At 63.4% G+C, this 12,021-nt stretch carries 10 protein-coding genes; 3 read left to right on the top strand and 7 right to left on the bottom strand.

Going from position 1 to position 12,021, the window contains the following annotated elements; translation table 11 throughout:
• Window positions 1–30: 30 nt before the first annotated feature.
• The 4 genes from serB to mfd all read right to left on the bottom strand — a co-directional run bounded on the left by serB (window position 31) and on the right by mfd (window position 6,361).
• Window positions 31–744: a phosphoserine phosphatase SerB gene (serB, locus tag ACLBXN_RS06620; protein WP_043004205.1), complete on the bottom strand. Its 714-nt coding sequence runs from the start codon at window positions 742–744 to the stop codon at window positions 31–33.
• 159 nt (window positions 745–903) lie between these two features.
• The gene (locus ACLBXN_RS06625; protein WP_447611571.1) at window positions 904–1,926 is read right to left on the bottom strand and encodes a Bug family tripartite tricarboxylate transporter substrate binding protein; all 1,023 of its coding nucleotides are present in this window, start codon (window positions 1,924–1,926) and stop codon (window positions 904–906) included.
• A gap of 181 nt (window positions 1,927–2,107) precedes the next feature.
• Window positions 2,108–2,779, bottom strand: coding sequence for a hypothetical protein (locus ACLBXN_RS06630; RefSeq protein ID WP_447611572.1), 672 nt, complete (start codon window positions 2,777–2,779; stop codon window positions 2,108–2,110).
• A gap of 90 nt (window positions 2,780–2,869) precedes the next feature.
• Entirely contained in the window at window positions 2,870–6,361 is a 3,492-nt protein-coding gene (gene mfd, locus ACLBXN_RS06635) for a transcription-repair coupling factor (RefSeq protein WP_447611573.1), read from the bottom strand.
• Between the two features lie 276 nt (window positions 6,362–6,637).
• On the opposite strand from mfd, the gene ispD reads away from it, so the two are divergent.
• Window positions 6,638–7,405 carry a 2-C-methyl-D-erythritol 4-phosphate cytidylyltransferase gene (gene ispD, locus ACLBXN_RS06640; protein WP_447611620.1) on the top strand — a complete coding sequence of 256 codons (768 nt, stop codon included), beginning with the start codon at window positions 6,638–6,640 and terminating at the stop codon, window positions 7,403–7,405.
• A 122-nt stretch (window positions 7,406–7,527) separates the two neighbouring features.
• Window positions 7,528–8,010, top strand: coding sequence for a 2-C-methyl-D-erythritol 2,4-cyclodiphosphate synthase (gene ispF / locus ACLBXN_RS06645; protein WP_407715995.1), 483 nt, complete (start codon window positions 7,528–7,530; stop codon window positions 8,008–8,010).
• Window positions 8,011–8,044: 34 nt separating this feature from the next.
• Here the strand turns inward: ispF and ACLBXN_RS06650 are convergent, their stop codons facing one another.
• The 3 genes from ACLBXN_RS06650 to ompR all read right to left on the bottom strand — a co-directional run bounded on the left by ACLBXN_RS06650 (window position 8,045) and on the right by ompR (window position 10,915).
• Complete coding sequence (locus ACLBXN_RS06650) at window positions 8,045–8,440, bottom strand: GFA family protein (RefSeq protein ID WP_447611574.1); 396 nt, start codon at window positions 8,438–8,440, stop codon at window positions 8,045–8,047.
• A gap of 61 nt (window positions 8,441–8,501) precedes the next feature.
• Window positions 8,502–10,004, bottom strand: coding sequence for a sensor histidine kinase (locus ACLBXN_RS06655; RefSeq protein WP_043004213.1), 1,503 nt, complete (start codon window positions 10,002–10,004; stop codon window positions 8,502–8,504).
• Window positions 10,005–10,183: 179 nt separating this feature from the next.
• A complete protein-coding gene (ompR, locus tag ACLBXN_RS06660) occupies window positions 10,184–10,915 on the bottom strand; it encodes an osmolarity response regulator transcription factor OmpR (protein ID WP_003055820.1) in 732 nt (243 codons plus the stop codon).
• Between the two features lie 312 nt (window positions 10,916–11,227).
• Here ompR and ACLBXN_RS06665 point away from each other — a divergent pair, with 312 nt between their 5' ends.
• Entirely contained in the window at window positions 11,228–11,977 is a 750-nt protein-coding gene (locus ACLBXN_RS06665; RefSeq protein WP_447611575.1) for an SIMPL domain-containing protein, read from the top strand.
• Window positions 11,978–12,021: the final 44 nt, after the last annotated feature.

The raw sequence follows: 12,021 nt of genomic DNA on the forward strand, positions 1-12,021 counted from the left end.
CGGCTGATGAGGGCGGGTGCTTGTTCCAGCCTATCGGAGCACTTCCAGCAGGCGATCCAGGCCGCCCTCGTTGATGGCGACCTTGGCTTCGTTGCGCACGCGTGGCTTGGCATGGTAGGCGACGGACAGGCCGGCTGCCTGCATCATGGGGATGTCGTTGCTGCCGTCGCCCACGGCAATGCATTGGCTGGCATCGATACCGATCAGCGAGGCCACTTCCAGCAGGGTACGGCGCTTTTCCGCACCGTCGCAGATATCGCCCCAGGCCTGCTCGACCAGACCGCCGGTCAGTGCTCCGTCCTTGATCTCCAGCACATTGGCGCGCACAAAGTCGATGTCCAGCAGGCCGCGCACATGCTCGGCAAAGTAGGTGAAACCGCCGGAGACCAGCAGTACCTTCAGGCCGGCGGCCTTGGCGGCCTTGACCAGGGTTTCGGCACCCGGCGAGAGTTTCAGACGTTCGGCCAGAACGCGGGCCATGTCGGCCTCGGTCACTCCGACCAGCTTGCCTACGCGCTGGCGCAGGCTGTCCTTGAAGTCGGTGATTTCGCCGCGCATGGTGGCTTCGGTGATCGCCGCCACTTCGGCCTTCTTGCCCGTGGCGTCGGCGATCTCGTCGATGCACTCGATGGTGATCAGCGTCGAGTCCATATCAAAGGCGATGAGCTTGTAGTCCGCCAGCTTCTGGGGAGCGGTAAAGCCGCGGATCATCAGGCCGGGGGCGAATTCGGTGGCGTCGGTCATTGCGAATCGTGCGAATGAGGGGGTAGCAGAAAGGGGAAGGGCGGAGATCGGGTCTGCGCCATTCCTCAAGATGGCCGCCATTATCCGCTGTTGTGGCGGGCCTCGGCTGGCCATTCACCCCTGAGTTTGCCCCCTGGTGCTGTTCGAGGCGGTGCCTGCTTACTGCGGCTGAATGCCCGCAGCCTTGACCAGCTCGGCATGCAGCCTGATGTCCTGGGCCACGGTCTGCCTGAGCTGCTCGGGCGTCGATGGTGCGACTTCCATGCCGTTTTCACCCAGTTTGGTCTTGATCTCGCTGTCCAGTGCAAGGCGCACGGCGCGGTTGAGCTTGTCGATCACGGGCTGCGGCGTCCTGGCCGGTGCGAACAGGCCGACCCAGGCCGAGAGGTTGAGGTCGGCAAAACCGCCTTCCGCCATGGTGGGGGTGTTGGGCAGCATGGCCGCGCGCCTGGGCGCCATCAGCGCAAGGGCATGCAGCTTGCCGGCCTGGATATGGGGCAGGGCTTCGGGCAGCACGGCAAACAGCATGTCCACATTGCCGGCCAGTGTGTCGTTGACGGCCGGCGCACCGCCTTTGTAGGGCACGTGGAGCATCTTGGCCTGGGTGCGCGTCTCGAACATCAGCGCGGCCAGATGCTGTGGGCTGCCGTCGCCGGATGAGGCAAAGGTCAGCTTGCCTGGGGCTGCCTTGGCGGCTGCCACCACGGCAGCCACGCTGGGGAATTTCTGTCTGTCCTTGACCACCAGTACCATGGGTTGATTTACCAGCTTGCTGATGGGCGCGAAGTCGGCCTCGGGGTCATAGGGCAGGGATTTGAAGATGCTCTTGTTGGTGGTCAGGAATGAGGCCGGCGAGACCATCAGCGTATAGCCGTCCGGGGCGGAACGTGCAACGGCCGGCGTGCCGATCTGGCCCGAGGCACCGGCGCGGTTGTCCACCACAAAAGGCTGCTTGAGTTCAGTGGCCAGCTTTTGACCCACGACTCGGGCAATCATGTCGGCGCTGCCTCCTGCGGGCAGCGCGACTATGACCTTGACCGCTCGCTCGGGATAGGCGTCCTGTGCCTGAGCCGTGGCGGCAAAGCCTGCCACCAGCGCACAGGCCAGTGCTGGGCAGGCCATGGCGTGAACGGCATGGCGAATTTTGCTGTGAGCGATATTGCGGACGGGTTGGAGCAGCATGCGATCCCTCTCTTTCTCAAGATATGCACCAGCTTGGTGATTGCCGCGGTGCGATAGCCCGATGATGAGCAAGCCTTGTGCCAAATGCCTTGGCGTTTTGCCGGATGGGAAAGATGCGGTTTGCGCAGTGGTCGGGAAAGTGGCAGAGCTGAAGTGGTAGAGCTGATGCGCTTCGACGGCCTCAGCTTTCAGGATTGCCAGGCGGCTGCAGATATATGGCATCGGACCAGGTGGCCACCCAGTGCGGGCGAAATACCACGAATACCGCTGTCAGCATGCCGGTGGTCACGCCATCGCTCCAGGCCATGAGCCAGCGTGCCATGTGCGAGAGCTCGTCGTTGACATTGGGCAGCACATGCCCGGCCCATTGGCCGAGCAAGGACGCAATGAACACGCACACAACCGTGCCCAGAAAGCCACGCAGGAAAATAAAGACAAAGATGTTGTGCCAGCACCAGCGGCGCACTGCTGCCCCCCAGAGCATGGCCAGCGTGGCCGGCACCAGCCCCTGCCAGACCGCCAGGCCCAGAGCGTCCTGCAGTCCGAGTGCGGGAGCCAGTGCAAAGGCAATAGCGCTTGTCGCAAGCAGTACGGGCACTGCGAGCGGCCAGCCGATCAGAAGCAGCACCAGCGGTGCACCAGACCAGTGCAGTTGCAAAGGCATTTTGTGCAGCTCTGGCAGCGCCCAGACCCAGGGCAGCAGCACCAGAATGGCCAGCAGCGGTGTGATCAGCGGCGACAGTACCGGGTCATGCATGCCGCCGGGGCCGGCCCGGCTGCCCAGCATGCGCCAGGGACGGCAGAGCAGGGCCAGAAACAAAGCGAGCAGGGCAATGGCGGCTTCAAGAAACATGGCAGCTCGGAAAATCAGGTTCCGCCGCCATCTTGCGCCGTCTGCATCGGACTGGGGTCAATAGCCCTGCTGGCTTTGTCAGCAGCCCTGTCAGGCATGAACAGCTGTTTCGCTCTTGAGCGGCTGGCCCAGGCTGCGCAGCACATCGCGCACCATCTGGGCACGGTCCTTGGGGTTCTCCAGCTCTTTTTCGATGCGCAGCTTCTCGTTGCCCGCCAGCTTGATGTGCTTGTTCTTCTGGATCAGGTGAATGATGTTCATGGGATCGATCGGTGGCTGCGGCTTGAAGCTGATGTTGATCACGCCGGGAGCTGCATCGACCTTGACCACGCCATAGGGCTGGCTCAGTACGCGCAGGCGGTGCACGTCGATCAGGGTCTGCGCCTGGGGCGGCAGCTTGCCGAAACGGTCCACGATTTCCTCGAGCAGGGTATCGATCTGATCGGCCGTCTTGGCCGTGGCCAGCTTCTTGTAGAACGACAGACGAAGATGCACGTCTCCGCAGTAGTCGTTAGGCAACAGGGCCGGGGCGTGCAGATTGATATCGGTGGAGGCCGACAGCGGCGAGAGCAGATCGGGTTCCTTGCCGGCCTTGAGGCTGCGCACGGCCTCGGACAGCATCTCGTTATAGAGCTGAAAGCCCACTTCCATCATATTGCCGCTCTGGTTTTCGCCCAGCACCTCGCCGGCGCCACGGATTTCCAGGTCGTGCATGGCCAGATAGAAACCCGAGCCCAGCTCTTCCATCTGCTGAATGGCCTCCAGTCGCTGCTGGGCCTGCTTGGTCAGGCCGTCCAGGTCCGGCACCATCAGATAGGCATAGGCCTGATGGTGGCTGCGTCCCACACGGCCGCGCAGCTGGTGCAGCTGGGCCAGACCGAACTTGTCGGCGCGGCTGATGAGAATGGTGTTGGCCGATGGCACGTCGATGCCGGTCTCGATGATGGTCGAGCACAGCAATATGTTGTAGCGCTGGGCCACGAAATCGCGCATCACGCGTTCCAGCTCGCGCTCGGGCATCTGGCCGTGGGCTACGGCGATGCGTGCCTCGGGCAGGATTTCCTCCAGCTTCTGCTTGCGGTTCTCTATGGTCTCGACCTCGTTGTGCAGGAAGTAGATCTGTCCGCCGCGCTTGAGCTCGCGCAGCACGGCTTCACGAATCACGCCCGTGCCCTCATTGCGCACAAAGGTCTTGATGGCCAGACGCCGCTGCGGCGCCGTGGCGATCACCGACAGATCGCGCAGCCCCTCCAGCGCCATGCCCATGGTGCGCGGAATCGGGGTGGCCGTCAGCGTCAGCACATCGACCTCGGCACGCATGGCCTTCATGGCTTCCTTGTGGCGCACGCCAAAGCGGTGTTCCTCGTCGATGATGAGCAGGCCCAGGTTCTTGAACTGCGTGGATTCGGACAGCAGCTTGTGCGTGCCGACCACGATATCAACCGTACCGTCCGAGATGCCCTTGATGGCCGCCGTGATCTCCTTGCCCGAGCGAAAGCGCGACACCTCGGCCACCTTGATCGGCCATTTGGAGAAGCGGTCCACCAGGGTCTGGTAATGCTGCTCGGCCAGCAGCGTGGTGGGGGCCAGGAAGGCGACCTGCTTGCCGCCCATGGCCGCCACAAAGGCCGCGCGCAGTGCGACCTCGGTCTTGCCGAAGCCCACATCGCCACAGACCAGACGGTCCATGGGCTGGGGGCTGATCATGTCCTGCACCACGGCGTGGATGGCGGCGCGCTGGTCGGCCGTTTCCTCGAAGCCGAAGTCGGCCACAAACTGCTCGTAGTCGGCCGTGGGGAAGCGGAAGGCATGGCCCTGGCGCGCGGCGCGGCGGGCGTAGATGTTGAGCAGCTCGGCAGCCGAGTCGCGCACCTGTTCGGCGGCCTTGCGCTTGGCTTTTTCCCATTGCGTGCCGCCCAGCTTGTGCAGCGGCGCATCGTCGGGCGAGACGCCGGTGTAGCGGCTGATCAGGTGCAACTGGCTGACGGGTACATAGAGCACGGCATCGGCCGCATATTCCAGGTGCAGAAATTCCTGCAGCGCGGGCGTGCCGTCCGGGTTCTTCTGGCCCATATCCATGTTGATCAGCCCGCGATAGCGGCCTATGCCGTGGTCGGAATGGACGATGGGGTCTCCCACCTTGAGTTCGGACAGGTCCTTGATCAGGGCCTCCACATCGCTGACCTGCTCCTGGCGGCGGCGACGGCGGCCCGTGGGACTGCTGGCAAACAGCTCGGTTTCGGTGACGAAGTCCAGGCCTTCCTCGACCCAGGCAAAGCCCGTCATCAGGCTGGAGGTGGCGATGCCGATCTTTTCCGTGGCATCGGCCTGAAACTCGGCCAGAGAATCGAACACGGGCGGGTTGACGCCCGAAGCACGGAAAAAGTCGAGCAGGCTCTCGCGTCTGCCATCGGATTCGGCCAGAAGCAAGACCCGGCTTGCGCTGGCTGCTATATGTTTTTGCAGCTTGGCCAGCGGATCATCGGCTCCGCGCAGCACGGAAAGGTCTTCGAGCTTCTGGAAGATGGCGCTGTCGGCCACATCTTCGGTGCCCGGGCGCAAGGCCAGCTGGGCATGCTCCTTGCTGCGGGTATAGAACTGGTCGGCGCTGAGAAACAGCGTCTCGGGCGGCAGCGCCGGGTGGTCGGGGTCGCCTTGCACCAGGCGGTAGCGGTCCTTGGTGTCCTGCCAGAAGCGCTGGAAGGCAGGCTCCAGATCGCCGTGCAGCACCACGGTGGCCTCGTCGCCCAGATAGTCAAAGACGGTGGCCGTTTCGTCAAAGAACAGCGGCAGGTAGTACTCGATGCCGGCCGTGGCAATGCCCAGGCCCATGTCCTTATAGATGCGGCTGCGCGTGGGGTCGCCCTCGAGCAGCTCGCGCCAGCGGCTGCGGAACTTGGCACGCGCTTCCTCGTCCATCGGGAATTCGCGGCCGGGCAGCAGGCGCACCTCGGGCACGGGGTAGAGGCTGCGCTGCGTGTCGGGGTCGAAGGTGCGGATGGAGTCGATCTCGTCGTCGAACAGGTCCACGCGGTAGGGCTGGAGCGAACCCATGGGGAACAGGTCGATCAGGCCGCCGCGTACCGCGTATTCGCCATGGCTGACCACCTGGGACACATGCTGGTAGCCCGCCAGCGTGAGCTGGGCCTTGAGCTTTGCCTCGTCGAGCTTCTGGCCCTGCTTGAACTCAAAGGTATAGCCGGCCAGAAACGAGGGCGGGGCCAGGCGATAGAGGGCCGTGGTGGCGGGCACGATGACCACATCGGCGCCATGCTGCTTGTCGCGCTGGTTGATGCGCCACAGCGTGGCCAGGCGCTCGCTGATCAGATCCTGGTGAGGCGAGAAGCTGTCGTAGGGCAGGGTTTCCCAGTCGGGAAACAATGCGCAACGCAGCTCCGGGGCGAAGAAGGCCATCTCCTCCATGAGACGGTGGGCATCGGCGGCATCGGCCGTGATGATGGCCGTGACCCGGCCGTCCTGCTTTTCACGCTCGCCCAGCCTGGCCAGCAGCAGCGCGTCGGCGCTGCCAACAGGGCGGGGCAGGTGAAAGCGTTTACCGGGGGTGAGCTTGGGCAGTTGCATGGTTTTTCACAGACGAACGCAGGCAGCGACGCACAGGAGCGGGCTGGGTACGAAAAAACGGGGGCAGATTGAATGCGAGCGAGTCCGGCCATCAAAGGCAGGGCTCACAGCCCAATCAGCGCGGAGCTGATGGTTGGCAGCGCATTCACTCAAAATGGGGACACCTCAAGGCGATGCAAGTCGAAAGCAGGACTTCGATGGATCTCACGGGCTTTCGGACGAAATGCTGATTTTAAAATACTGTGCATGACAGATCGGTTTTTCTCGCCTGAGTCCATGACGGACGACAAGGCAAACGCTGCAGCGGTGTCGTCGCCGGCATCTGCGCCCCGCTGCTGGGGGCTGATTCCCTGCGCGGGCGTCGGTCTGCGCGCCATTGCCGCAGATTCCCCGGCCCCCGAACTGCCCAAGCAATACCAGAGTGTTGCCGGCCAGCCCATGGTCATGCACACGCTGGCCGCCATGTTGGCGGTGGAGCGCATGCACAGTGTGCTGCTGGTGGTCTCTGCTTCCGATGGTTTCTGGCAGGGGCGCGCGACGGACGCTCGGCTCGGCATTGCTGCCTGTGGCGGAGCCACCCGTGCCGAGACCGTGAGCAACGGCCTGCAGGAGTTGCTGCGCATGGGGGCCAGCGGTGAGGACTGGGTGCTGGTGCATGATGCGGCGCGCTGCCTGGTCACGTCGGCGCAGGTCAATGCCTTGATTGATGCCTGCCTGCCGGATGCGGTGGGCGGGTTGCTGGCGCTGAAGCTGCCCGACACGCTCAAGCAGCAGGCCGCAGGCGCGGGCCCTGCGCGTGTGGCGCAGACGGTGGAGCGCAGTGACAAGTGGCTGGCACAGACGCCGCAGATGTTCCGCATTGCTGCGTTGCAGGCGGCGCTGCAGGCGGCGGGTGCTGCGGTGACCGACGAAGCCAGCGCCATGGAGCTGGCCGGTCACTCACCCAGGCTGGTGCCGGGTGGTGCGCAGAACTTCAAGGTGACCTATCCCGACGACTTTGCACTGGCCGAGGCCGTGCTGCTGCAGCGCAAGGCGCGTGGCTAGACGGATTCGCCATCGACAGGGCTTGGCGGCTGGCAAGACCGTGTCCGAGCCGGATTGGTGTAGATTGTATTTAATTTGATAGCTGCTTGCGCTTTATGAGCAAGGGTTTGACAAGGATTTTTATGAATTTTCGTATTGGTGAAGGCTGGGATGTGCATGCCCTGGTGCCAGGCCGCAAGCTGATTCTCGGCGGTGTCGAAGTGCCTCATACGCTGGGGCTGCTCGGCCATTCTGATGCCGACGTGCTGCTGCACGCGATCACCGATGCGCTGTTCGGCGCTGCGGCGCTGGGCGATATCGGCCGCCATTTCTCGGATACCGACGCGCAGTTCAAGGGGGCGGACTCCGCCGTGCTGCTGGCCGAAGCTGCCAGGCGCGTGCGCGCCAAGGGCTTCGAAATCGGCAATATCGACAGCACCATCGTGGCTCAGGCGCCCAAGCTGGCACCCCATATCGAGAAGATGCGCGAGCGTATTGCCCAGGTGCTGGAGCTGGATGTGGAGCAGGTCAACGTCAAGGCCAAGACCGCAGAGAAGCTCGGGCCTGTGGGTCAGCTGCAGGCCATGGAGGCGCGTGCAGTGGCCTTGCTGGTGCGAACTGCCTGACCCTGCTTCACGCCATGGCCGTGGCGAAAGCCGGTCATGAATCGCTATAGAGGGCTTGCACTTCGGCCCCGGTCAGGGTCGGGGTGTCATTGGCCAGCGCGTAATAGTCGGGCTTTTCGTCGATATAGATCTGCTGTGCCAATTTCAGGCCTTGGGCATCCTGGAACAGCCCGGCGGACAGAAAATGCTCGTTGCTGGCCAGCAGGCGATAGAAGAGGTGGGTGCCGCAGCTGCTGCAAAAGACACGCTCGGCCCAGGGCGAGGATGCATAGCGCGTGACCGGGCCGCTGGTCTGCACTGCCGTGCCGCCATGCAGGGTGAAGGCGGGGCCTTCTCCCCAGCGCCGGCACATGCTGCAGTGGCAGACATGAACTTCGTGGGTGTCGGGTGCGGTAACGAGAACGGCTTTGCACAGGCATCGGGCTTGCATGGTGAACTCTCCGGCAGATGGTTGAAAAGGCGATGCCGATTGTGCATGGAGGCGGGCCGATTCAGTCTTCCCCGGTCTCGTCGTCTTTCTTGTCGCGGGGCAGATTGCGCTTGACCTGGGGGCGCTGCAGGCGCTGTTCGGGCGCCGCACCGGCCGTCACGCCCATGGCGCGCTGCAGCTGCAGATGGGCGACCAGGCCGCCCGTCGATGAGTTGGAAAGGGCAAACATGCCGCCCATGCGCTGCACGGTCTTGTCCACGATGGACAGGCCCAGGCCCGCGCCTGCGGCAGCCGTGCGCGCCGTGTCGCCGCGGAAGAAGGGCTGGGTCAGGTTGGCCAGTTGCTCGGCAGGCACGCCCTTGCCATGGTCGCGGATGCGGATGACCACCCATTTCTCGCTTTCCTTGGCAACCACGTCCACTTCGGTGGTGTCGGTGGACGGGGTCTTGCCGTAACGGCGTGCGTTCTCGAAGAGGTTGGAGATCACGCGTGCCAGCTCTACCTCGTCGGCCATGACGTAGAGGTCTTCCGGCACGTTCATGGTGATCTGCAGTTCGCGGTGATCCTGCACGGCATAGACGCAGGAAGCAACCACGGCATGCAGGTCCACGGGGCTGAGCATGACGCGATGATCAGGGCGGGCGTAGTCCAGGAACTTGTCGATGGTGGCGTCCAGCTGCACGATGTCGGCCACCATGTGCTCGCGCGCCACATCGTCATAGACGCTCATCTCGGTTTCCAGGCGCAGCCGTGCCAGCGGCGTGCGCAGGTCGTGGGAGATGCCGGCCAGCATCACGGCGCGGTCCTGTTCCAGCTTGGCCAGCTTCTGCGCCATGCGGTTGAAGCCGATGTTGACCTCGCGGATTTCGCTGGTCACGGCTTCCTCGTCAAGCTGGCTGGCGTCGAAGTCGCCCTCGCGCACGCGGTTGGCCGCATAAGACAGCTGCTTGAGCGGCCGGTTGATCAGACGGGCAATGGCGGCCGCGCCGATAAGCGAGAGCAGGGCGGCCGTGATCAGCCAGATCAGCCAGGTCTGGCCGCTGGCGGGAGTGAAGCGCGACTGGTCCATCAGCATCCAGTTGCGGTCGCCATTGATGGTGAAGCCCACCCATAGGCCCGGCTCCCCGTTGACGCTGCGCGCCACCACGGTGCCGTAGCCCAGGCGGGTGGTCAGCTCTTCGGTCAGCTTCTGGCCCAGTGCGTTCTGCTCCAGCAGCTCGAATGAGTCGCCGGGCTCGCGGGGCAGAATGCGCACGCCTTCCTGGTCGGCCATGGTCTTGATCAGGGAGACGCGATTGATCGCATCCGAATGCTCGAGTGCGGCGCGGCTCAGGTTGACCAGTGAGGCCACCTGTTTGGCCGTCTGCAGTGTGCGCGGCTCGAAATCCAGTGCCCGCAATGTCTGCAGCCAGGCCAGGATGCTGCCCACCAGCAGCAGTGCCAGCAGGCAGAAGGTGCGCCAGAACAGGTTCAGCCCCACAGGGGAGCGCGCTGTACTGCGCCGCTCGTACTCCAGGGGTACGGGGCTGGTGGCGTCGGGCGGCGTATGGTGAAAAGCGCTCATGAACAGCAATGCGGAAATAACTGGACCCGAGGGTACGCCCAATATGGGCGACTCGGGTTACGGTTTATCCAAAAAGTGTCTATCTACAGGTGGTTGTTGAAAGAGCTTGACTTACGGGCCGGCACCCAAGCGCAACAAGCCGCGCAGCGGGCGGCTTGTTGCAGTGGAGGCTGGCGGTATCAGTTCATGCCATCGGGTACGAACACATAGCCCACGCCCCAGACGGTCTGGATATAGCGCGGTGCGGCAGCGTCCTCCTCGATCAGCTTGCGCAGGCGCGAGACCTGCACGTCCAGGCTGCGGTCGAAGGGCTCGAACTCGCGGCCGCGGGCCAGCAGGGCCAGCTTTTCACGCGACAGCGGCTGGCGCGGGTGGCGCACCAGGGCCTTGAGCATGGCAAATTCGCCCGTGGTCAGTGGCAGCTCTTCGCCATTCTTTTGCAGCACGCGGGTGCCCAGGTCGAAGGTGAAGGGGCCGAAGGTGACCACCTCGTTGTCCCCGGAAGGCGCGCCCGGCGCTTCCTGGGGTGGGCGGCGGCGCAGCACTGCATGAATGCGGGCCAGCAGCTCGCGTGGGTTGAAGGGCTTGCCCAGATAGTCGTCGGCGCCCACTTCCAGGCCCACGATGCGGTCCACGTCCTCGCCCTTGGCCGTCAGCATGATGATGGGGGTGCGGTCGTTGGCCGAGCGCAGGCGGCGACAGATGGACAGACCGTCCTCGCCGGGCATCATCAGATCAAGCACGATCAGATCGACAGTCTCGCGCAGCAGGATGCGGTTGAGCGCCTTGCCGTCCTCGGCAATCATGATCTCGAAGCCTTCCTGCGTCAGATAGCGGCGCAGCAGGTCGCGGATGCGTGCATCGTCATCCACCACGAGGATCTTGTCAGTACGGTTGTTCGTCGTTGCCATGATCGTCCTTATCGATTTATTTGTAACTGGCCCATTGTTATCGCTAGATCCAAAAAATCCAGCAAAACAAGGTCAAGTCTTGCCACTTGTTACGATTGTTGCGTTTGTAAATAGAACAATAAATGTTTCTTGAGGAACTTTTTAAGAGTATTTTGCCCTATTGTTTCAATGTTTGTTCTGGTGGTGTGACTAATGTCGGCTATTCGTACATAAAGTCACACTCTGGGCTGACATGCTGCACAGCAGCGGCTTTGCGCAATGGTGAAATGCATGTGTATCTGCATGGCCTGATTTACTTACAAGGTGAACCGCATGAATCAATTTTCCAAGTCTTCCTCTTCTTCTCGCGCCACGGCTGCCGCCCTGGCGCTGGCTGCGGCCTGTGCCGGTGGCAATGTCTGGGCGCAGGCCGCAGCGCGTGACGCGCAAAGATCCGCCAATGTGGTGCAGCTGTCGGCCCAGGGCACGGTGGAGGTCAAGCAGGACTGGATGACGGCGACGCTGTCGGCCAGCAAGGACGGCCGCGATGCCGCTTCGGTGCAGTCCCAGTTGCAGAAGATCGTGGAGTCCGCCATGACCACGCTGCGTAACGATGCGCAAGGTCGGCAGATGGAGTTGAGCACCGGCAACTTCTCCATCTCGCCGCGTTATGGCAACAACGGCAAGATTGAAGGCTGGCAGGGCCAGGCCGAGATCGTGCTGCAGGGGCGTGACTTCGTGCGCATCACCCAGGCGGCGGCCAAGGTGCAGGATATGACATTGGGCAGCATGAGCTTCGGCCTCTCGCGCGAGGCGCGGGAAAAGGTGGAGGGCGAAGCTCAGGCCAAGGCGATCGAGAACTTCCGCCAGCGTGCTGCGGCCATCTCCAAGAGCTTCGGCTTTGCAGGCTACAGCCTGCGCGAGGTCAATGTCAGCAGCAGCGGCGGTGGCGGGCATCCCATGCCGCGCCCGCGCATGATGAGCATGGCCAAGGCCAGCTATGCGGATGCCGCGCCCGTGCCGGTGGAGGCGGACCGCGCCGAGGTGACGGTCACCGTCGGCGGCTCGATTCAGATGCAGTGATCGAATCTGCGTCAGGTTCGTATGAAAAAAGGAGCAGCTCGCGC

Source organism: Comamonas sp. C24C (genome assembly GCF_053345995.1).